Source organism: Bradyrhizobium sacchari, from assembly GCF_002068095.1.
GTDB lineage: Bacteria > Pseudomonadota > Alphaproteobacteria > Rhizobiales > Xanthobacteraceae > Bradyrhizobium > Bradyrhizobium sacchari.
This window is the reverse complement of the sequence record NZ_LWIG01000066.1, coordinates 1-21,816: the sequence shown is the minus strand read 5'-3', so window position 1 is coordinate 21,816 and position 21,816 is coordinate 1. Positions and strand designations below refer to the sequence as shown.

The window sequence follows — 21,816 nt, the reverse complement described above, 5'->3', positions numbered from 1 at the left end:
TCCCGGGCAAAGAATGCCGCGACGTTACCCGCCTTTGCGGCAAGCGCAAGCAAGGCAGACAATCGCGCCACGCATGGCCTCAAGCTGTTTTGGGAATGCTTGCGGCGCTCACCGTCATTGCGAGCGAAGCGAAGCAATCCAGAATCTTTCCGCGGCGGCAGTCTGGATTGCTTCGCTTCGCTCGCAATGACGGAATATGCGGATCAAGCCGTAGCCGCCACACCCTCCGCTACCGGCCGGAAGTTCGCAAAATCCCAGTTGCGTCCCGGCGCCGCATCCAGCAGTGCCTTGGTGTAGGCCTCCTGCGGATGCGTCAGCACTTCGGCGGCGGGGCCCTGTTCGACGACGCGGCCGTGCTGCATCACCACGACCTCGTCGCAGATCTGGGCGGCGACGCGCAAATCGTGGGTGATGAACAGGATGGCGATGCCGAGCCTCTTCTGGATCTCGTCGAGCAGTTCCAGCACCTGGGCCTGCACCGAGACGTCGAGCGCGGAGACCGCTTCGTCCGCGACCAGCACGTCCGGATCGAGCGCAAGCGCGCGCGCGATCGCGATGCGCTGGCGCTGGCCGCCGGAGAACTGGTGCGGATAGCGCGAGACCGCATCGGCCGGCAGGCCGACGAGCTCGAGCAGCTCGCGGGCGCGCTTCATCGCGTCGGCATGCGAGACGCCGTAGTTGATCGGCCCTTCCGCGATGCTCTCGCCGACGCTGACGCGCGGATTGAGCGAGCGGTAGGGATCTTGGAACACGATCTGGATCTTCTGCCGGTGCGGCTGCAGCAGGCGGCGGGAGATGTCGGAGATCTCGCGGCCCGCAAGGCGCACGCCGCCGGAGGTCGGGTCGATCAGGCGGACGATACAGCGCGCCACCGTCGACTTGCCCGAGCCGCTTTCGCCGACGATGCCGAGCGTGCGGCCCTTGCGCAGCGTCAGCGTGACCTTGTCGGCGGCGACGACCTCGCGGCCTTTGCCGAACAACGCGCGTTCCTTGTAGACCTTGCTGAGCTCGTTGGCCTCCAGCACGATAGGTTCGCGGCTCTCCTCGCGCGGCGGCCGCGGCACCAGGCTCGGCACCGATGCGAGCAGGTTGCGGGTATACTCCATGGTCGGATTGCGCAGCACGGTCTCGAGCGGACCGGTCTCGACGAGGCGGCCCTGCCGCATCACCGCGACACGGTCGGCGATCTCGGCCACCACGCCCATGTCATGGGTGATGAACAGCACGGCGGTGCCGTGATCGCGCTGGAGGTCGCGGATCAGGGTCAGGATCTGCTTCTGCGTGGTGACGTCGAGTGCGGTGGTCGGCTCGTCCGCGATCAGCAGCTTCGGCTCCAGCACCAAGGCCATCGCGATCATGATGCGCTGGCGCTGGCCGCCGGAAAGGCGGTGCGGGTAGGAGGCGAAGATGCGCTCGACCTGGGGCAGGCGAACCTGCTCCATCATGTCGAGGATGCGCTTCTTGCGCGCCTTCGCGTCGAGCTTGGTATGGGCGCGCAGCACCTCGTCGATCTGGCGGCCGACCGGCACCACCGGATTGAGGGCGGTCATCGGCTCCTGGAAGATCATAGCCATCTGCGTCGCGCGGAGCTGGCGCAGGCGGCGATCGGTGGCGGTGAGCAGCTCTTCGCCGACCAGCTTGACGCTGCCGGAGGTCGGCACCAGCGTGCCCTTCGGCAGCAGGCCCATCGTGGTGAGCGAGGTCACCGACTTGCCCGAGCCGCTTTCGCCGACGAGGCACAGCGTCTCGCGCTCGCGCACCTGGATCGAGATGCCGTCGATGATCTTGGCACCGCCCGGCTTCTTGCCGACGGAGACGACGAGGTTGTTGATGTCGAGAACGGGGTTGGTCATCAGGTCACTCCGTCGTCATTGCGAGGAGCGAAGCGACGAAGCAATCCAGAATCTTTCCGCGGAGGCAGACTGGATTGCTTCGCTTCGCTCGCAATGACGGAACAAGGGGATGGGCCGGCGAAACAATCACTTCCCCTCCCGCTGCTTCATGCGGGGATCGAGGGCGTCACGGGCGGCATCGCCGATCAGGTTGATGCTGAGGATGGCGATCGAGAGCAGAAGGCCCGGCCAGAAGATCAGCGAGGGCTTGATCTGGAAGTACTGGCGGCCCTCGGCCATGATGTTGCCCCAGGTCGGCGTCTCCGGCGAGATGCCGGCGCCGAGGAAGGACAGGATCGCCTCGGTGAGAATTGCGGAGGCGCAGACATAGGTGCCCTGGACGATCAGCGGCGCGATCGTGTTCGGCATCAGGTGACGCCACATGATCTTCGGCAGGCTGGAACCGACCGAGATCGCGGCCTCGACGTAGGGCTCCTCGCGCGCCGACAGCACGACCGAGCGGACCAGGCGCGCCACGCGCGGAATCTCGGGGATGGTGATCGCGATCAGCACGGTCCAGATGCTGGCGCCGGAGAGCGAGACCACCGCGATCGCGAGCAGGATGCTCGGCATCGCCATCAGGCCGTCCATGATGCGCATCATCACGGAATCGACCAGCTTGAAGAAGCCGGAGACGAGGCCGATCGAAAGCCCGATGACGATCGACAGGATCGCCGAGCCGATGCCGATCAGCAGCGAGATGCGACCGCCATAGACCACGCGCGACAACAGGTCGCGTCCGTATGCGTCGGTGCCGAGCAGGAATTGCGCCGAGGCCGGCTTGAGCCGCTGTGACGGTGCGAGCTGGATCGGATCATGCGGCGCGATCAGCGGCGCGAGGATCGAGATCACCACGATCAGGGCGAGCAGGAACGTCGCGGTCGCGATGATCGGCGTCGAGGTGAGGAAGCCGAAGCGCGGCCGCAGCGGCGACGTGATCGGAATGGACGACTGGGGAAGGGTATCGACCGACATTTTGTTCTTGTCCTTGCCTCAGTACCGGATCCGGGGATCGAGCAGGGTGTAGGCGACGTCGATGAGAAGGTTGACGACGACATAGATCAGCGACGTCAGCAGGATCATGGCCTGGATCACCGGATAGTCGCGCGCCAGCACCGCATCGACAGTGAGGCGTCCGATGCCGGGGATGTTGAACACGCTCTCGGTGACGACGACGCCGGAGATCAGCAGCGCAAAGCCGGTGCCGATCACGGTGATCACGGGCACGGCGGCATTGCGCAGGGCATGCCGCATCATCACGGCGACCTCGTTGATGCCTTTCGCACGCGCCGTTCGCACGTAATCTTCACCGAGCACGTCGAGCATCGCCGCGCGCGTCATGCGCGCGATCAGCGCGATGTAGATGAAGGACAGCGCGCAGGTCGGCAAGATCATGCGCTCGAAGAACGGGCCGAAGCCGTTAAAGATGCTGCGGAAGCCCTGCACAGGCACCAAGCGCAAATCGATCGCGAAGACCTCGATCAGGACATAGCCGACCACGAACACCGGAACCGAGAAGCCCAGGACCGACAGGCCCATCACGAAACGGTCGATCCAGGTGCCGTGCTTCCACGCGGCGATCACGCCCAGCGGCACTGCGACGATGACGGCGAGGATGATGGTGCACAGCGCGATCGAGATCGACGGCTCGACGCGCTGGCCGATCATCTTCATCACCGGCAGGTTGGAGATCAGCGACGTTCCGAGATCGCCGTGCAGCAGCTTGTTCACCCAGGTGATGAACTGCACGATCAGCGGCTCGTTGAGGCCGAGCGATTCCCGGATGCGCTCGAGCCGTTCCGGTGTCGCATTGTCGCCGGCGAGGATCGCGGCGGGATCGCCCGGCGTCAGGCGCAACAGCAGGAACACGAACAGCGCGACGACGCCCATCACGGGCACCGCGGCCAGAACGCGGCGAATGAGATAACCTAGCATGCACCTATCTCCGGCTGCGGAACTTGTGGGGCCCTGGAGCGCCCGTGGATTCGAACGAGTCTATCATGCGCGCCTGTCACTCGGGCTGGGAAGGCCGGCCGGAGATGCCGGTCTTTCGGGGCAAATTGTGTGCCAAGGGCAGGGCGGTCGCAAGGGGCCGCGCCGCATCAGATCGGAACCACTCAAGATGCATGGCGATACTCACGCTCAACCCCAAGTGACGGCACCGCCGCCGGCGCGTTGATCCCGCGCCAGCCGTCGATGGTCTCGGCGATCATCTGCGCCGTTGCCGCCGACAGGGTCCAGCCGAGATGGCCGTGGCCGGTGTTGAAGAACACGCCCGGTGTCCGCCCCGCGCGCACCACCGGCATCATGTTCGGCATCATCGGGCGCAGCCCGGCCCAGGGCACGACGCGCGAGGTTTCGATGTCGGGGAAGTTGCTGCGCACCCAGTCGACCAGCGGCTGCACGCGGTCGGCGCGAATGTCGCGGTTGAAGTCGTTGAACTCGGCCGTTCCGGCCACGCGAAAACGATCGGCGCCGAGCCGGCTGGTGACGATCTTGGCGGCTTCGTCGAGCAGGCTCACGGTCGGCGCCGCGGCGCGGCTTTCGGCAGTGTCGAGCTGCACGGTGATCGAGTAGCCCTTCACCGGATAGACGTTGATGCGATCGTCGAGGAGGGCGGCGAAGTGGCGGCTGGCGACGCCGGCGCAGACCACGATTCCGTCCGCCTTCAGCATGCCGCGCGTGGTTGCTGCGGCATCCCTTGCGGCAAGTTCGGCCCAGCCGAGCACGAAGCCGCTGCCGGCGCGCGCGATTGAATCGATATCGGCTTCGTGGACGAAGGTCGCGCCGCGCCGCTTGCAGGCGTCCGCCAGTCCGCGGGTGAACTTGTGGATATCGCCGGTCGCATCCGACGGCGTGTAGAAGCCGCCATAATACGCCTTGCGCAGCGTCGGCTCGATCGCGTGGATTTCCTCCGGCGTCACCGGACGGCGATCGAGGCCGCCCTCCTGCAACAGCGCGTTGACGCGCAGGCCGGATTCGAAACCTTCCTTGTCGTGATAGATGTGGAGGATGCCGCGGCGTTCGAGATCGAAGTCGATGCCTTCGCGCGCCGCGATCTCGAACAGATGCTTGCGGGCTTCGATCGCAAGCCGTGTGGTCTCGATGGTGTTGGCCCGGTAGTTGCCGATGTTGGCGACGAACTCGCTCATCCACGAATATTTGTGCCAGTTCGGCCGCGGGTTCATCAGCAGCGGCGCATCGCGCCGGAACATCCAGCGCAGGCCTTTCAGGATCGTTGCGGTAGAGTTCCACACTTCGGCATTGCTGGCGGAAAGCTGTCCGCCGTTGGCGAACGACGTCTCCATCGCGGCATAGCGGTGCTTGTCGAGCACCGTCACCTCAAAGCCGCGTTCGAGCAGGGCATAGGCAGTCGTCACGCCGGTGATGCCGGCGCCGATGATGGCGATATGAGTCATGGCAGGTCTCGGGGCTCCCGTGAGTTAGGATAGGCGAACCACCGGCCGAAGGCCGTTGGCGCCCCATCTGTCACGGTTACCTGAGAGCTTGATCCGCTGCGGCTCCTGCAACGGACGATCCCCTTCGGTGGACGTCGCGATTGCCTAAAATCGCGCCGCCTCTCTCCAGATTGTCCTGACGATACAGTCCTTTTGCCTGAGAGTTTCCGGGGCGGTTGCTCCGTCGGCGCCGCGACGAAAGCTGAAAACCTTCGTTGCGATCTCTCCCGCATCGTCGCGTGGACAATCGACCAGTACGATACGCCTCATTTTTAGACAAGGCTAAATTTAGACCGCGACTGCCAACGCATTGTGCAGTGCGAAGTTGTTGCAGTCATTCCAGCGTCGCCAGCAACCCCGCCATCAAACGCCCACGTTCGACGAGGCTGTCGACCTCGATGAACTCTTCCAGCGTATGGCCGTTGCCGCCGCGCACGCCGAGGCCGTCGAGCGTGGGGATTCCCATCGCACCGGTGAAATTGCCATCGGAGCCGCCGCCGGAGCTCGCGTGCGGCAATTCCGCGCCGAGCGATTTGGCGATACCGCGTGCCTTCTCATACAGCGCCATGGTGCCGGCATCCGGTTCCCAGACCGGCCGTGTCACGCCGCGCGTGACCTTGAAGGCGACGTCGTTGCTGGTGCCTGAGAGTGCCAGCATCCGCTCGACGCCGCGGTCGAGATCGGCCTGCCGCTTGGCCATCGACAGCGCCTCTCCGGTCGCGGTCGTGGCAACGCAATTGACCCATTGTCCTCCATGCACGACGCCGACCGAGAAAGTGCAGTCCTCCGTCGTCATCGCGTCGATGGCGAGGATCTGCCGCGCCATTTCGCGGATCGCCGAACGTCCCGCCGACAGCGTCGCGCCGGCGTGGCTCGGCCGTCCCGTCGCCTCGAGATTGAAACGCGCAATGGCGTAACGTCCGGTGGTGACGCCGTTGTCGGGGCGGCCCGGCTCGGGCACCAGCACGTATTTGTTGCGCGCGGCTTCCGCCTCGATGATGTCGCGCGTGGAAGGCGTGCCGACTTCCTCGTCGGGTGTGAACAGGACGGTGATCGGCAGCGGTGTCGTGAACGAGGCGCGCGCCAGCTGCCGGATCGCTTCCAGCGATAGATAATTGCCGCCTTTCATGTCGTAGATGCCTGGGCCGTAGCACTTGTTGCCCTCGCGCCGCCATTTCAGCTTCTCGATGGTGCCGACCGGGTGGACGGTATCCATATGGCCGGCGATCAGGATTCCCGGCTCGCCCTGCTTCGGATGCGGAAAGCGCGCGCGGATCACGCCGCCAAAACCCTGACGGCCGGCGATGCGCTCGATCGTCGCACCCATGATTGCCATGTCCCGCGCCGCGATATCGAGCATGCGGTTCACCGCGCCCGCGTCCCAGGTCGGGCTTTCGCATTCCACCCAGGAACGCAGGCCCTCGAGCATGGCCTCGGAATCGAAGGGAAGATTGGCTGGATTCATCTTAATGTCTCTCAAGCTGCGAAAGATGGAACGCGCATTGCACTGGCGCGGGGCAGGACAAGCGGACAGCGTTGTAGAGCGAAACCGATCTTTGTGGAGCCCGTGCACGTGCCGCGAGGGGCTGCAGCGAAACCGGATTGACGCGCTCAATACTGTCTGCAAGTCTCGAAAAGATAAAGGCATTGCATGAGGTTAGTTCGCCCAAGGAACGAACCGGATGCCCAACCAATAACCTGCCTTTGACCAGTTTCACGTCAGGAGAAACATTTTATGTCCAACTTCATGCGCCGGGGGCCTCGCGGGTTCGCCTCCAAACTTGCGCTGTCGGTCGTCGCGCTTTCAACGGCACTGGCCTCGCCGGTGCTCGCGGCCGGCAAGACCCTCACAGCGGTCATGCATTCGGACCTTCGCATCATCGATCCGATCTTCACCACGGCCTACATCACCCGTGACCACGGCTACATGGTCTACGACACGCTGGTGGCCCCCGATTCGAGCTTCAAGATCCAGCCGCAGATGGCGGACTGGAAGATCTCCGACGACAAGCTCACCTACACCTTCACGCTGCGCGACGGCCTGAAGTGGCATGACGGTGCGCCGGTGACGGCGGAAGACTGCGTCGCCTCGCTCAAGCGCTGGGCCGCGGTCGACGGCATGGGCCAGAAGCTCATGGACTTCACGGCGAGCATCGAGGCGACCGACGCCAAGACCATCACGCTGAAGCTGAAAGAGCCCTACGGTCTCGTCCTCGATTCCATCGGCAAGCCGTCCTCGCGCGTCGCCTTCATGATGCCGAAGCGTCTCGCCGAGACACCGCCGGACAAGCAGATCCCCGAGCAGATCGGCTCGGGTCCCTTCAAGTTCGTGCAGGGCGAATTTCAGCCGGGCGTGAAGGCGGTCTACGTCAAGAACACCGACTACGTGCCCCGCAAGGAGCCGGCGAGCTGGACCTCCGGCGGCAAGGTGGTGAAGGTCGACCGCGTCGAGTGGATCACGATGCCGGACTCGCAGACCGCGGTGAACGCGCTGCAGTCTGGCGACATCGACTTCATGGAAAACCTTCCTTACGACATGCTGCCGGTACTTGAAGCGAACAAGGAGATCACGATCGAGGTCTCCAACAAGTTCGGTTTCCAGACTCTCGGCCGGATGAACTTCCTCTATCCGCCGTTCGACAATGTGAAGGTGCGGCGCGCGGCCTTCCTGGCGATGAACCAGAAGGACGTTCTCGACGCGCTCGTCGGCAACGCCAAGTACCAGAAGGTCTGCGGCGCGTTCTTCGTCTGCGACACGCCGCTGGCGACCGAAATCGGCGCCGAGACTCTGGTGAAGGGCAACGGCATGGCCGAAGCCAAGAAGGCGCTCGCCGAGTCCGGCTACGATGGGACCCCGGTCGTGGTGATGGCGCCTGGCGACGTCACCACGCTCAAGGCGCAGCCGATCGTGGCGGCCCAGCTGCTGCGCGAGGCCGGCTTCAAGGTCGACCTGCAGGCGACCGATTGGCAGACGGTGGTGAGTCGTCGCGCCAGCCAGAAGCCCCCGAAGGAAGGCGGCTGGAACATGTTCTTCACCAACTGGGTCGCAGCCGACGTCGCCAACCCGATCGCCAATCTCTCGATCGGCGGCCAGGGCAAGAAGGGCTGGTTCGGCTGGGCGGAAGACGCCAAGATCGAGCAGCTCAAGGACGCCTTCGTCCGCGCCTCCTCGGTCGAGGAGCAGAAGAAGATCGCAGCCGACATCCAGAAGGAAGCCTATGAGCAGGTGATCTACATCCCGCTCGGGCAGTACCTGCTGCCGAGCGGCTGGCGCAAATCGCTCACCGGCGTGCTCGACGGTCCGGCAACCCCGCTGTTCTGGAACGTCGACAAGTCGGAGTAAGGCCTAGATAAGGAAAGGCGCATCGCGCGCCTTTCGTTTCGACCGTTACGCGGCGCCGCTGTCATCAGCGGCGCCGCTCGCCAGCCAGCCGCTCGCCAAGGAGAACTTCAATGTTCGAACTCATGCGTCGGGGGCGTAGGTCGTTCGCCTCCAAACTTGCGCTCTCGGTCGCGGCGCTTTCGGCACTGGCCTCGCCAGTTCTTGCCGCCGGCAAGACCATCACTGCCGTGATGCATTCGGATCTGCGCATCCTCGATCCGATCTTCACCAGCGCCTATATCTCGCGTGACCATGGCTACATGGTCTATGACACGCTGATCGCGACGGATTCGAGCTTCAAGATTCAGCCGCAGATGGCGGATTGGAAGATCTCCGACGACAAGCTGACCTACATTTTCACGCTCCGCGATGGTCTGAAGTGGCATGACGGCACGCCCGTCACCGCGGAAGATTGCGTTGCCTCCCTGAAGCGCTGGGCCGTCGTCGATGGGATGGGGCAGCAGCTGATGCTGTTCACCGCGAGCATCGAGGCGACCGACCCCAAGACCATCACGCTGAAGCTGAAGGAGCCGTACGCGCTCGTGCTGGAATCGATCGGCAAGCCGTCCTCTCGGGTCGCCTTCATGATGCCGAAGCGTCTCGCCGAGACGCCGGTGGACAAGCAGATCCCCGAGCAGATCGGCTCCGGCCCCTTCAAATTCGTGCAGGGTGAATTCCAGCCCGGCGTGAAGGCGGTCTACGTCAAGAACACCGACTATGTGCCGCGCAAGGAGCCGGCGAACTGGACCACCGGCGGCAAGGTGGTGAAGGTCGACCGCGTCGAATGGCTTACGATGCCGGACGCGCAGACGGCGTTGAACGCGCTGCAGTCGGGTGACGTCGATTTCATGGAATTTCCCGCTATCGAAATGTTGCCCGCCATTGAAGCCGACAAAGACCTCAAGATCGATATCCTGAACAAGTTCGGATTCCAGACGGGTGCACGGATGAACTTCCTTCATCCGCCGTTCGACAACGTCAAGGTCCGCCGCGCCGCGTTCCTCGCGGTCAAGCAGAAGGACGTGCTCGATGCGCTGATCGGCAATCCCAAATACTACAAGACTTGTGCTGCGGCCTTCATTTGCGACACGCCGTTCGCGACGGACGTGGGCGGCGAGACCCTTGCGAAGGGCGGCGACATGGCTGCGGCCCGGAAGGCGCTCGCCGAGTCCGGGTATGACGGGACACCGGTCGTGCTGATGGCGCCGGGCGATGTGCTGACGCTGAAGGCTCAACCGATCGTGGTGGCCCAGCAGCTGCGCGAAGCCGGCTTCAAGGTCGACCTGCAGGCGACCGACTGGCAGACGGTGGTGAGCCGCCGCGCCAGCCAGAAGTCTCCGAAGGAGGGCGGCTGGAACATGTTCATCACCAACTGGGTCAGCGCCGACGTTGACAATCCGATCTCCAACGTCGCCGTCGGCGGGCAGGGCAAGAAGGGCGGCTGGTTCGGCTGGGCGGAGGACGCCAAGATCGAGCAGCTCAAGGACGCCTTCGTTCGCGCGACCTCGGCGGAGGATCAGAAGAAGATCGCGGCCGAGATCCAGAAGGAAGCTTACGACCAGGTGCTTTATATGCCGCTGGGTCAATATCAGGCACCGAGCGCGTGGCGGAAGTCACTCACCGGCGTGCTCGACGGCCCGGCAACCCCGGTGTTCTGGAACATCGACAAATCAGAGTAGGGCGAAGGCGCGGCCTCGCGCCTTTCGTTCCGAACGTTACGCCAACGTTACGCCGCGGTGCCGCTGTCGTCAGCGGCGCCGTTTTCGTTTGTTGCTCTTGCGTGGCTTGAGATGGCGGGCCGCTTTTTAACTCTTCCAGTTTCTAATTGTTGCTATTTGTTTCCATCCTGAAATAGATGTGGCGTCTCAACGCATCATTTTCCTTGTCCCATTTGCGTCCCGTGCCGTTCGATTTTGCATTCCAGGCGATGGCCGAACGGTCCGATCGTGCGCCGGCGCGATGGCGCCGCCCGTTCCTGCATTGGCTGAGCGCAGTCGAGGCAGGCTGGGCCGTGCCGCTTCTCCTCGCCTGCTTCGTCGCGATCTGGACGCTTTACCTCGTCATCGCTTATGCCGGCGGCGGCCTGCATCCGGATACGCTCGAAGCCTGGGCCGTTGGCCGGAATTTCGCCTTTGGCTATCAGAAACATCCGCCGCTGATGGGGTGGGTTACGGCGGCATGGACCTCCGTGTTTCCGCTCAGCGACTGGTCGCTGCAATTGATGGCGATGGCCAATGCCGGGCTCGCGCTGTTCTTCGTCGACCTGATCTCGCGGCAGTTCGTGACCGGGCACAAGCGCGTGCTGGTGCTGCTGCTGTTGATGTTGACGCCGGCCTATCAATTCCATGCCCAGCGCTTCAACGCCAATGCGGTGCTGCTCGCGACCTGGCCGCTGGCGACGTATTGCTTCCTGCGCGCATTCGAGACGCGCGCCGCGTTGTGGGCGGCTGCGGCGGGATCCACGACGGCGCTGGCGATGATCGGCAAATATTACTCGATCTTCCTCGTCGCGAGCTTCGTCTTTGCCGCGCTGGCGCACCCGGGGCGGCGCGCCTATTTTTCCTCCGCTTCGCCCTGGATCTCGGTCGTCGTCGGGCTCGCGGCGCTGTCACCGCATCTGTATTGGCTCGCGACGACGGGCGCATCGACCTTCACCTATGCGCTGGCCCACGCAAACGGCAACGTCGTGAGCTCGCTCGGTGAGGTCAGAAACTTCCTGCTGGGGCTGGCGGCGGCCATGAGCGTGTCGGCTGTGTGCTGGGCGCTGATCGCCGGCACGCGGCTGAAGCAGTTTCCGGCGGATTTTGCCGCGATGAGCCCGGGCCTACGACTTCTCTTCTTCATCGCGATCGGAACGATCGCGCTGCCGGTGCTGACGTCGCTCGCGATGGGGACAGATCTGCCGTCGCTGTGGGCGTTGCAGGGGCTATTTCTTGTGGTCGTGCTCGTGGTCTGCGGCGCCCGCTATCCGATCGAGCGCTTCCACACCGTCAACGTCACAGTGATCGTGGCCATCGTCGCGCTCGCGGCAGTTCTGGTCGCGGCTCCGATCCATGCCATTTACCGCAACAAGCACGGCTACGAAGAAGGGCGGAATTTCTACGCACAGGCGGCTGACAGGGCGACGCACGAGTGGCGCGAGCTGACCGGGGAGCCGCTCAGCATCGTGACCGGCGACGACGCGCTGACCTTCGCCACGGCATTCTACAGCCCCGACCATCCGCGGCATGCGCGCCCGCTGGTGTATCAATACCCCTGGGGCGTGCCGCGCAAAGCCATGGCGGATGGCGGTTGGGCCGCGCTCTGTTTCCACGACCAGGATCTTTGCCGCGGGTGGATCGAGTGGGTGTCACCCCAGGCCGGACCCTCGGTCAGGCGCGAGTTCACTGTGCAGGCTTCACTGTGGGGCCGACCCGGCCTGACGCGGCAGATGATCCTGCTGATGGTGCCGTCTCGCGGCGAGCGGGCCGCGCCCGAGAGCGCCGCCAACGATTTCAGCGCGAGCAGGCGAGCTGCGGAGTAGGCGCGCGCTCAGCAATGACTGTCGCGCACCTGCTCGAGCCCTTCGCTGGCGAAAGGTGCAGTGAACGCGGCCTGCTCCGCATTCGGCTCGGGCCGCTTTGCGTCCGTCGGCTCCGAGGCGTGGCGGTCTTTGCGGAGTTCCAGTTCCATTGTTGCGGCCTTTCGAATTGCTGCGGTACAACATCAAGGCCACCGTGAAGTTCCTCAGGTCACGGGACGATGATGCGGCTTGAACAGCCGTCCTTTCTCCACCACCAGCACGATTCCGAGCGCAGCCAGCGTCGACAGGAAGAAGCCGATCGAGAACGGCAGCAGCGTGCCGTCAAAGCTCTGGCCGATCGCCATGCCGACCACGATGCCGATCAGGGTCGTGATCGAGCCGTAGAGCGATGAAGCGGTGCCGGCGATGTGGCCCTGCGGCTCCATGGCCAGCGCGGTGAAGTTCGCGACCATCATGCCAAACGAGAACATCATCAGCGCCGAGAGCACCATGAACAGGGCAAGCGGCAGCACACCGAGGCTTTCCGTCAGCAGCATCACGCCCGCTACGACCGTGTAGAGCGTCAGCGCGCCGTGCGAGATCACGCGCATGCCGAGCCGTCCGACCAGCTGCGCGTTGAGGAAGCCCGCCACAGCCGTACCGGCCGCGATCGCAGCGAAAGCGATCGGAAAATAGCGGCCGAGGTGATAGATGCCGGTGAAAACCTGCTGGGCGCAGAACACGTAGGCAAAGAGCGCGCCGATGACGCTGCCGGCGGCTGTCGCATAGCCGATGGTCTGGCGGTTGGTCACGGTCTGGCGAAAGGCCGAGAGCACATCGGCGGGCGCGAGCGACCTGCGCTCCGATTCGGGAAGGGTTTCAGGCAGCCGCAGCACGCACCATGCGAGCGCGAGCAGGCCATAGAGCATCAGCACGACGAAGATGCCGCGCCAGGCCGTCACCAGCAGCACGGCCTGTCCGAATGACGGCGCGATCACGGGCACCGCAATGAACACCATCATCGCGAGCGACATCACGCTCGCCATGCGGCGGCCGACATAGCAGTCGCGCACGATCGAGGTCGCGATCACGCGCGTTGCCGAGGTGCCGAGCCCTTGCAGCGCGCGCGCCAGCAGCAGCGTCTCGAACGAGGGCGCGGCAACCGCGAGCACGCTCGCCACCGCATAGACCGCCATGCCGCCGAGCAGCACCGGACGGCGACCGAAGCGGTCGGACAACGGCCCCATGACGAACTGACCGGCGCCGAAGCCGATCAGGAAGGTCGACAGCACGAGCTGGAGTTGATTGGCGACGGGAATGCTGAACGCCGTCCCGATATTGGGCAGAGCCGGCAGCATCATGTCCATCGCAAGCGGATTGAGCGCCATGATGGACGCAATCACGATAACGAATTCGGGAAAACCCATGGGCCGGTGTCCCGAGGACACCCAACCGTCGGCATTGACGTCGGACAAGAAGCTCACCTCTGAAATTCAGGGCTTTTTCTAGCGGTTATGCTGCGGCGCACAACCCATGTTTCGGGATGGCTGTCAGGCAGGACGACGGCGGACACGAGTTGGTGAGGTCGCCCGCCACTCCGGCCGCGGCGTCGAGGTTAAGGGCGGCTTAAGGCCGACGGTTCTGAGCTGATTCGACCAGGCCAAGCGCCAATTGTCCCGCGGTCTCCACGTAATCCAGGTCGCGATGGATCAGCATCACGGTCGTGGCGCCGTCGAGCAGGATCACGATCTGGCGCGCGAGCGCCGCGGCATCGGCAACGCCGTGGCCCTGCAATTCCGTTGCGAGCCAGGCTTCGAAGCGCTTCTTGTGCGCCGCCCCGGCCTTGACCGCAGGATGTGCCGGGGTGTTCGCGAGCTCGGCGATGGTGCGGAGGAATCCGCAGCCGCGCCAGCGCGGCGTGTTCACGGAGCGTCCGAGCTTGGTGAAGAGACCGCGGACCTTGTCGGCGGCGCCGCCGTCGGTCTCCGCGAACCAGCGCATGTAAAGCTCCAGCGTCGGCTGGTCCCTGGCCGCGATGGTTTCGGCGACGAGCTCGTCCTTGCTGGTGAAATGATAATAGAGCGTCTTCTTGGTGACGCCGGCCGTCTCGGCGACGGCATCCATGCTCACCGCCTTGATGCCTTCGCCATAGAACAGGCGCGTCGCGGCAACGACGATCTGCTCCCGCGTGCTGTCACCGCTTCTCGACATGGCCTCAAATGTATACTGCCTAGTGAGTATACACGGCAAGGCCGCTGTGGCTGACTTCCGCGCCTGTTCGACCTGGAAGGAGCCTGCACTTGTCCGATCTCGTCCTCGCGCAGACGCGCGGCGCCGTTGCACTGCTGACGTTCAATCGCCCCAACAAGCTCAACGCGCTGAGCTACGCCCTCATCGACCGTCTGATGACGACCCTCGACCGCATCGAGGACGACGCCAGTGTTCGTGCCGTCGTGCTGACCGGGGCAGGCGACCGGGCCTTCTCGGCCGGCGCCGACATCGCCGAATTCTCGGAGAGCGTGAAAGCCGGGCCCGATGCCGCGGTGAAGGCGTTCGTGCGGCGCGGCCAGGCGATGACGGCGCGCCTGGAGGCGTTTCCGAAGCCGGTCATCGCTGCGGTCAACGGCATCGCCTTCGGCGGCGGCTGCGAGATCACGGAAGCCGTGCATCTTGCCGTCGCGAGCGAGCGGGCAAGCTTCGCCAAGCCGGAGATTGCCATCGGCATCACGCCGACCTTTGGCGGCACCCAGCGCCTGCCGCGGCTCGCGGGCCGGAAGCGTGCGCTGGAACACCTGCTGACGGGAGATTCCTTTTCTCCACAACGAGCCGTCGAGATGGGATTGGTCAACCGCGTCGTGCCGCACGAGCAGCTCATGGACGCCACCTTCGCGCTGGCGGGTCGCATCGTCAGGCATTCGCAGCTGGCGGTCGCCCGGGTCATCACCGCCACCACGCGGGGCCTCAACGTCTCCATCTCCGAAGGCCTTGCCATCGAGGGGGAGCAGTTCGCGCGCATGGCGGCGACACAGGATACGCGCGAAGCGCTCGACGCCTGGCTGGCCGCACGCGCGTCGCGGTAGGGGGCGTGGCGACGGTTTCGCCGCCGTCTCAGCCGGGGCCGGCAACCAGCCATTCACCATAAGATCGCGGACGCCGCATCGGGGAGATGAATCCGCAACTCATCCTGTCCATTGTGGGCCCGATGGGGCGCCGCGCAGGCGCCCCGAGGGAACCCACCAAGGCAGGTATTTCGCGATGTCCGACGTGACCGGCATAGCACGAGGATTGGGCCCCTCGCTTGACACGAGCGCAGGGCGAAACACCTGGCTTGCCTGGCTCATCGGGCTGACGGCGCTGCTGGTGCTCGGCAATCTTGTCAGCGACGGCTCAATTCCCCTGAATTACGGCTGGGATGTTCGCGTCAATTGCGCCGCGGTCGATGCCTATGCCGACGGGCTCGATCCCTATTTCGTCAAGAATTTGAAGGGCACCAGGTTTTCCTACCCCTATCTGCCTGTGACGCTCGACGTGTTTCGTCCCCTCTGCGCGGGCGGTGTCCTCGTCGCTCATCACATGAGCCTATACCTCGTGCTCGCCGTGCTCTGCGCCCTGGCCCTTCCGGGTCTTGGCCCGACGCGCACCAGCCCGCGCGATGTTGCGCTCAGGCTGCTCTGCGTGTTCGGTGCGTTCCTCGGCTTCGAGTGGGTCTGGGCGTCGGGGAATTTCGCGATCCTGGGCGGCGTGCTGACCGCAGTCGCGCTGAGGCTTCTGCTTTCGCCGGCCTCCGGCGCATGGGACCGCGGCTTCGCCTTGCGCGTCGGCGGTGCCGCGCTGCTTGGTCTCGTGACCTCTTTCAAGCTGGTGTTCTGTCCCGTGATCGCCGCGCTCTATTTCCTGCCGCTGCCGCGCGCGCGCAAGCTGGCGCTGGTCGCGGTGGCCGCGTTCGGCTTCGCATTGCCGATCCTGATCTCGAGGCTGTTCTACGCCGACCTGTTCTCGAGCTGGCTGGGTGTGCTGACGAAGCAGATCCCCGATCAGCATGTCGTCGAGCTCATGGAAAACAATCCGTCGCTGCTGCTGCTGGCGCGCAGCCTCCTGGAGCAAGTCGGGCTAGGCGACAGCAAGCCGGTGATGTTCGCGACCTATGGGATCGCAGCGCTCGCAATCGTGCTCGTGCCGTTCGTCCTGTCCGTCCTGCGCGAGGTCGGCAGCGGACCGGTTCGGGAAGGGGAATCGCTTCTGGCGCGGCTCGATCGCTGGCTGATCGAGCATCCCCGCGTCGCCACGCGCGTCACCGTGCTCGCGATGTTTGCGCTCTATGTCAGCTCGCCCCGCCTCAAGGAATATGCCTTCTTCGAGCTCGCGGTCTATGCCGCGGTTCTCATCGCCGATCTTCCGTCCCTGGCACTCGCCGCCATGCTCAGCGTCGGTCTGCTCGCTCCCGGCATGGTCTCGATTTCGGGACACACGGTGGAGGGCGGCTTCATCCTCCTCATCGTCGCGCTGGCAACCTTCTGGATCCTGCTGCTGGATTTTCGCGCGGAGCCGATGCGACTTGAGCCGCGGGACGCGCGTTGATGACGAGCCTCGCCTCGTCCGCAGATGCCCGATCCCTGGCCGCGAACGCGTCAGGAAGCCGCTGGCGGACCTGGGTGATCCTGGTCGCGGCATTGCTTGTCGCCATGTCCGTCACCGTCGACTTCGCCGCAGAGGACACCTTCGGCTGGGACGTACGGATCAACTGCGCGGCAGTGGATGCCCACCTTGCGGGGCTCGATCCCTATTTCGTCAAGAACCTCAAGGATACGAAACTCTCCTACCCCTATCTTCCGGTCACCCTCGACGCGTTTCGGCCGCTCTGCGCCGGCGGTTTTCTGGTCGCCCATTACAAGCCGACCTATCTCGTCCTTGCGTTGATCTGCGCGCTGCTGCTGCCTGGTCTCGGCACGGCGCGCCGGGGTTGGCGGGATGTCGTGCTGCGAGGCGTGTTCGTGCTCGGTGGTTTCCTCGGCTTCGACTGGGTCGTTGCGACCGGTAATTTCGAGATCCTCAGCGGCCTGCTGACGGCGGCCTCGCTCGCATTGTTGCTGCGCTCTGTGCCGTCCGGCAGGCGGGGTGAGGTGAGCCTCATGCCGCAGCTCGCCGGGGCGGCCGTGCTCGGCCTCGTCACCGCGTTCAAGCTGGTGTTCTTGCCGGTCCTTGCCGCGCTCTATTTCCTGCCGCAGCCGAGACGCCGCAAGCTGCTTCTGGTTGCGGTGGCGGCGGGCGCGTTCGTCCTGCCGATCCTGGTTTCGCTGCTGTTATATCCGGATCTGTCTCGGAGCTGGCTCAGCGCGATCACCGGCCAGATCCCCGGACAGCATTCACCCGCAAGCGAGGTCAATCCGTCGCTGTTGCTGATTGCGTCGACGCTTGCAGGCCAAATTGGACTTGCCGGCAGCAAGGTGTTCGTCATCGGCCTCTACGGGGTCATCGCGATCACGCTTGTGCTCGCGCCGTTCGCGCTTTCGGTGTGGCGCATGTTCAAGCGCCAGGGCGAGCCTCGGACAGCCTCGCTGCTTCAGGCGTTTGACGACTGGCTGGTGAATCATCCGGGCGCGGCGATGCGCATCACCGTCCTCGCGATGTACGCGCTCTATCTCTGCACGCCGAGACCGAAGGAATATACCTTTTTTCAGGTGGCGCTCTACGCGGCCATTCTCGTCGCCGATCTGCCCGCGATGATGATGGTCGCCGCACTCACGGTCGCGGTCGCCATTCCGGTCCTGGCGTCGGCCTCGGTCACCGCCTTCATGGGCGGGTATGGCCAGCTCACGCTCGCGCTGATCTGCTTCTGGATTCTGCTTCCGCGCGAACCGCAGCGGATGTGATCTATCTCGGCGCCGGCGGCGCAGTGTAGAGGCTCATATAGGCGCCCGTGTAGTCTTCTTTCCAGCCTCGCCGGCCGACGAGGAACTGCCGGAGCTGCTCGTGTCCGCGGACCCAGAGCACCGCATCGATTCTGTATTTGCTGATGACCGAGTCCCAGGCGGCCTCGTCGATGTCCCAGCGCACCAGCTTGAGATAGTCGCGCAGCAATTCGTCCGGATAGGCGGTCGCGGCCCGGCCGTCCACGAACATCGGCACCGATCCGTGGGTGCGGAAGATCAGGAGCCCGCCGGAATTCCAGTGGTTCAGCACGCGCGAATGCGTGGAGTGCGCGAGCAAATAGCCGGCATCCTCATCCGAGAGCATGTCCGGCAGCGCCAGCGCCGGTCGCACCTGCAGGAAGCTGAGCGGCAGCACGAACACACCGATGATCCCCGCCGCCAGCATCGCGCGGCGGATGTCGAACCGCGACAGCCGCTCGGGCAGCAGCCGGTCGACATGCAGCGCCATCGGGACTGCCGAGAAGATGAAGAAGAACGCGATGTACCTGAACTGGTAGAGGCCCAGGAACAGGAACAGCCAAGCCAGCAGGCGCGGCTCCACCGGAATGGGTTTCGAGTTTCGATAGTGCAGCTCGAGCGCAATGAACGTCAACGCATAGGCGATGCCGGGGATGCTTCCGGGCAGCTCCATGTTGTGGAGATAGGGACGCCATTCGCCGATATTGGCCTGGATGAAATGGCCGAGCGTCGCCATCACGCCGTCGTAGATGTGCCATCCCAGGGGATTGACGAAGATCGCAGCAACGCACCCGATGCCCGCGAAGCAGTAATTCCTGAAGTTCGCCCAGTCCCGTCGCAGCAAGGCGACGCCGGCGAAGACGCCGATGATCGGAAAGGCGAGCATGAAGCCGCCGTGCAGATTGACCCACAGCACCATCAACACCGGCAGCAGGAACCAGCTGCGCCGCTGCAGGCATTCGCCGTAGAAGATCACCGCGAACAGCATGGTCGCGATATTCGGCGATGCCGCCAGATAGGTGTTGGGCGCCGCCTCGTAGCAGGGGTAGAGCAGGCATGCGGCGAAGACGGTGATGCAGACCGCCGGCACCGATGCGCCGCTGCGCAGGCCGCATGAGGTGAGGTATGCGACGATGACCGCGCCGCAGGCGACGACCAGCAGGACGATCCCGGCAAGGCCCGCGTGCTGGTAGAGCACGCTGGCAATCACGTCCCAGAGCCACGACAGATTGTACCAGCGCTTGTCTGCGAGCGTGAACGCCCACGGATCCTGAAACGGGATCTCGCCGCGCTCCCTGATCAGGTCTCCCGCCGCGATGTGCCAGCCGAGGTCGTAGTGGCTGAGCTGGACCGGACCGTTCGAAATGTAGAACACCGACAGGAACGCGATCAGGACGAGGTAGATCTCGCGCCCGTGCAAATGGCGTCCGAACGCCGTGGGCGCCCCGCCAATCCCGGTCCGGGACCAATTCTCGCGCGCGTCCATGAAAACTCTCACCATCGAAGCCGGCGCTGCAGGCTGCCGCGTTTCCCTTGAAGCCTGCGGCAACGGCGGCAGACATCGTTCGATTTAGGGGAGGACGGTCTAAGGTCGGGTAAAGGTCGGTTGCACTATGCAGGCGAGTTGGTGAACGAATGCTTGCGTGAAGGTAGGCGTCGGCGGGGGTGCAATCTGGGCGAGAAATGGTAAACTATAGCAATCTGTCACTGAAAACTGCTGGCATTCTGTCTAAAATTATCGCTTGATATCTCCGGGCTACGAGATCGAGGCGAGAATGAGTGACACACCGTCCCAGTCATCGGCTCCGCAGGAGCGCGGCCTTGCAATTACCACGGCGCAAGCGACCGTTGCGGCGGCGGCCCTGGCAGTCGTTAGCGCCATTGGCGGCGCGTTCATTCAATCAATGACGACGCGCGACGTTGAGGCGGGAAAGTCGTCAACTGCCCTCAGCATCGAGAAGACAAAGGTCGACGGTAGTCTGGAGATCGAACGACAGAAGCAGGCAGCGGCAACCGAGCTGGCGAGGCGGGAATTTGAAACAAAGCTCATCCTGAAGGCCATCGAAACGCCGGATCGGGACGAGGCGGTTCGAAACCTCAAATTCTTTTTGAATGCGGGTTTCATTCAGGACCCGGATCAGAAAATCGTCAATCTCAGCGCGAGTCAGTATCCTTCGATTACGCCACCGCCACCGACCGTTTCCGTGCCGTTCGAGAGACGCCCGGCTGGGCAGCCTCCTACTTCTCAGGATCAGGTCAATCCGAAGTTATTTGAGGCGGCTTCCTCGTTAGTCGGGTATTCCACGGCCAATGTGCCGGGGACAGGTCGCGGGATGCTTGCTTCGGCATGGTCGGTCAACGAGGTCGCGCGGATTGCACTTGGAAAGCCAATCAGTTCTTCAAATGGCGATAACGGGTTGAGCATCCTCGCAACCTTTGAGATCTTGAAAGCTCGTCATATCGAGCAACCGATCGCGAAGGTGAAACCCGGAATGATCATCGTGTCGCCCACGCAAGGAAGTGCAACCGGGCATATTGGAATTACGGGGACGCCGTTGGCGGATGAGCCCGATAATTTCATCATTTTCTCGAATAGCTCAACCAGTGCTGCGTTCGCGCAAAACTTCACCTTGCGGTCATGGAAGGCACTCTTCGAGGAGAAGAAGCTGGAAGTTCATTTCTTCGAGATCGATTTCAAAGCGCAATGACTGGGCACGCGAACCCCGTGTCAAAGGCGGGGGCTGATAGTGCCCGACCGCGTGCCGGTCGCGGCGTCGATCTCCGGCGGCGTCTTGCGACCGCGGGTCTGTTTATGATCGTGCGGCCGCGCCATTCCCGGTCAGCTCTCATGGTGCGGGCAGCCGGGGTCGAACCGGCACAGCGCTTGCGCGCCGAGGGATTTTAAGTCCCTTGCGTCTACCAATTCCGCCATGCCCGCTTGATCCAACGAGATCAAACACTTAAGTCCACCTGCGGCCGTCTGGAATTGGCGTTTGCGGCCCGGCGGGTGTCCTTCCTTAAGCGAGCCGGGCGCACAAGGCAAAGCCTCAATCCGGACATCTGTTGCTGCTTTAGGCATTCTCAATCCACGGGGACTATTCATCCGGCATGGCTGCTTCGCTTTCATCTCCGCTGCGCTTCTGCGGCGCGTTTCTCGTGCTGCTCGCGGGCGGGGCGGCCCTGGCCGGCTGCGCCGGCATCAGCGAGACGGTCGCGCCGGCCTTTGCCGATCCCGCCAAGTACGATCTGTACGATTGCAAGCAGCTCGAGACCGAGCGCAAGGCCCTCACCGCCCGCACGACCGATTTGCAGAGGCTGATGGACAAGGCGGAGACGGGGGCCGGCGGGGCCGTCGTGTCCGAGCTCGCCTATCGCAACGACTACGTCGCGGTGCGCGGGCAGGCGCAGCTCGCTGAAGACGCCTGGCGCCGCAACAGATGCCGGGAGACGCCGCCGGGTGCAGCTCCGGTGGCCTCAAGTCCGCAGCCGCCGGTGATCAAGCCCGCTCCGAGATCCGGCAGCGTCGCGCGCTGAGCCGGCACGAATGCATCAGCCTCAGGGCCGCCAGCGGTAGATCCAGTCCTGGCGTGCCAGCATGCGGTCCGGGCCAAGCGCACGGATCGCAAGATCGCGCGCCATCGCGAGCGGCCCGGTGAGATGATAGATGCGGCCCTGCTGCCGCGCGGTCCGCTGC

The 21,816-nt window shown here is 64.2% G+C and carries 17 protein-coding genes, 1 tRNA gene, 1 pseudogene and 2 riboswitches; of the genes and pseudogenes, 8 read left to right on the top strand and 11 right to left on the bottom strand.

Annotation, left to right across the window (positions count from 1 at the left end):
- Positions 1 to 203 precede the first annotated feature (203 nt).
- From A5906_RS38530 to A5906_RS38510, 5 genes are all read right to left on the bottom strand, one after another.
- Positions 204 to 1,853, bottom strand: a complete 1,650-nt coding sequence (locus tag A5906_RS38530; RefSeq protein ID WP_080134281.1) for an ABC transporter ATP-binding protein — start codon at positions 1,851 to 1,853, stop codon at positions 204 to 206.
- A 126-nt stretch (positions 1,854 to 1,979) separates the two neighbouring features.
- Positions 1,980 to 2,867, bottom strand: a complete 888-nt coding sequence (locus A5906_RS38525) for an ABC transporter permease (protein ID WP_018647026.1) — start codon at positions 2,865 to 2,867, stop codon at positions 1,980 to 1,982.
- 18 nt (positions 2,868 to 2,885) lie between these two features.
- Complete coding sequence (locus A5906_RS38520) at positions 2,886 to 3,827, bottom strand: ABC transporter permease (RefSeq protein ID WP_018647027.1); 942 nt, start codon at positions 3,825 to 3,827, stop codon at positions 2,886 to 2,888.
- Positions 3,828 to 4,009: 182 nt separating this feature from the next.
- The gene (locus A5906_RS38515; RefSeq protein ID WP_080134282.1) at positions 4,010 to 5,311 is read right to left on the bottom strand and encodes a D-amino acid dehydrogenase; all 1,302 of its coding nucleotides are present in this window, start codon (positions 5,309 to 5,311) and stop codon (positions 4,010 to 4,012) included.
- 63 nt (positions 5,312 to 5,374) lie between these two features.
- A riboswitch (glycine riboswitch) is annotated at positions 5,375 to 5,484 on the bottom strand.
- Position 5,485: 1 nt separating this feature from the next.
- A riboswitch (glycine riboswitch) is annotated at positions 5,486 to 5,590 on the bottom strand.
- A gap of 94 nt (positions 5,591 to 5,684) precedes the next feature.
- Complete coding sequence (locus A5906_RS38510) at positions 5,685 to 6,815, bottom strand: M20/M25/M40 family metallo-hydrolase (RefSeq protein WP_080134283.1); 1,131 nt, start codon at positions 6,813 to 6,815, stop codon at positions 5,685 to 5,687.
- 270 nt (positions 6,816 to 7,085) lie between these two features.
- Here A5906_RS38510 and A5906_RS38505 point away from each other — a divergent pair, with 270 nt between their 5' ends.
- From A5906_RS38505 to A5906_RS38495, 3 genes are all read left to right on the top strand, one after another.
- A complete protein-coding gene (locus A5906_RS38505) occupies positions 7,086 to 8,693 on the top strand; it encodes an ABC transporter substrate-binding protein (RefSeq protein ID WP_080134284.1) in 1,608 nt (535 codons plus the stop codon).
- A 110-nt stretch (positions 8,694 to 8,803) separates the two neighbouring features.
- Positions 8,804 to 10,411, top strand: coding sequence for an ABC transporter substrate-binding protein (locus tag A5906_RS38500; RefSeq protein ID WP_080134285.1), 1,608 nt, complete (start codon positions 8,804 to 8,806; stop codon positions 10,409 to 10,411).
- Between the two features lie 212 nt (positions 10,412 to 10,623).
- Positions 10,624 to 12,255 (top strand): glycosyltransferase family 39 protein, encoded by a 1,632-nt coding sequence (locus A5906_RS38495; RefSeq protein ID WP_347337590.1) that lies wholly within the window; start codon positions 10,624 to 10,626, stop codon positions 12,253 to 12,255.
- 8 nt (positions 12,256 to 12,263) lie between these two features.
- Here the strand turns inward: A5906_RS38495 and A5906_RS43455 are convergent, their stop codons facing one another.
- The 3 genes from A5906_RS43455 to A5906_RS38485 all read right to left on the bottom strand — a co-directional run bounded on the left by A5906_RS43455 (position 12,264) and on the right by A5906_RS38485 (position 14,445).
- Positions 12,264 to 12,404, bottom strand: a complete 141-nt coding sequence (locus tag A5906_RS43455; protein WP_167523487.1) for a hypothetical protein — start codon at positions 12,402 to 12,404, stop codon at positions 12,264 to 12,266.
- 54 nt (positions 12,405 to 12,458) lie between these two features.
- On the bottom strand, positions 12,459 to 13,709 hold the full coding sequence (locus tag A5906_RS38490; RefSeq protein ID WP_080134387.1) for a multidrug effflux MFS transporter: 1,251 nt from the start codon (positions 13,707 to 13,709) through the stop codon (positions 12,459 to 12,461).
- 151 nt (positions 13,710 to 13,860) lie between these two features.
- Positions 13,861 to 14,445 (bottom strand): TetR/AcrR family transcriptional regulator, encoded by a 585-nt coding sequence (locus A5906_RS38485; RefSeq protein WP_080134287.1) that lies wholly within the window; start codon positions 14,443 to 14,445, stop codon positions 13,861 to 13,863.
- Between the two features lie 89 nt (positions 14,446 to 14,534).
- Between A5906_RS38485 and A5906_RS38480 the strand changes: the two genes are divergently transcribed.
- The 3 genes from A5906_RS38480 to A5906_RS38470 all read left to right on the top strand — a co-directional run bounded on the left by A5906_RS38480 (position 14,535) and on the right by A5906_RS38470 (position 18,104).
- Positions 14,535 to 15,314 (top strand): crotonase/enoyl-CoA hydratase family protein, encoded by a 780-nt coding sequence (locus A5906_RS38480; protein WP_080134288.1) that lies wholly within the window; start codon positions 14,535 to 14,537, stop codon positions 15,312 to 15,314.
- A gap of 175 nt (positions 15,315 to 15,489) precedes the next feature.
- On the top strand, positions 15,490 to 16,812 hold the full coding sequence (locus A5906_RS38475) for a hypothetical protein (protein WP_080134289.1): 1,323 nt from the start codon (positions 15,490 to 15,492) through the stop codon (positions 16,810 to 16,812).
- Entirely contained in the window at positions 16,812 to 18,104 is a 1,293-nt protein-coding gene (locus A5906_RS38470; RefSeq protein ID WP_080134290.1) for a hypothetical protein, read from the top strand. Before A5906_RS38475 ends, A5906_RS38470 begins: the two co-directional genes overlap by 1 nt.
- Before the next feature lies 1 nt (position 18,105).
- On the opposite strand, the gene A5906_RS38465 is transcribed toward A5906_RS38470, so the two are convergent.
- Complete coding sequence (locus A5906_RS38465; RefSeq protein WP_080134291.1) at positions 18,106 to 19,608, bottom strand: hypothetical protein; 1,503 nt, start codon at positions 19,606 to 19,608, stop codon at positions 18,106 to 18,108.
- A gap of 289 nt (positions 19,609 to 19,897) precedes the next feature.
- On the opposite strand from A5906_RS38465, the gene A5906_RS38460 reads away from it, so the two are divergent.
- Positions 19,898 to 20,830 (top strand): hypothetical protein, encoded by a 933-nt coding sequence (locus tag A5906_RS38460; RefSeq protein ID WP_136614992.1) that lies wholly within the window; start codon positions 19,898 to 19,900, stop codon positions 20,828 to 20,830.
- 141 nt (positions 20,831 to 20,971) lie between these two features.
- On the opposite strand, the gene A5906_RS38455 is transcribed toward A5906_RS38460, so the two are convergent.
- Positions 20,972 to 21,060: transfer RNA gene (locus tag A5906_RS38455), tRNA-Leu, on the bottom strand.
- 170 nt (positions 21,061 to 21,230) lie between these two features.
- Here A5906_RS38455 and A5906_RS38450 point away from each other — a divergent pair.
- Complete coding sequence (locus A5906_RS38450; protein WP_080134293.1) at positions 21,231 to 21,656, top strand: twin-arginine translocation pathway signal; 426 nt, start codon at positions 21,231 to 21,233, stop codon at positions 21,654 to 21,656.
- A gap of 21 nt (positions 21,657 to 21,677) precedes the next feature.
- On the opposite strand, the pseudogene A5906_RS45795 reads toward A5906_RS38450, so the two are convergent.
- Positions 21,678 to 21,816, bottom strand: a pseudogene (locus A5906_RS45795) (FAD-dependent monooxygenase); the annotation flags it as partial.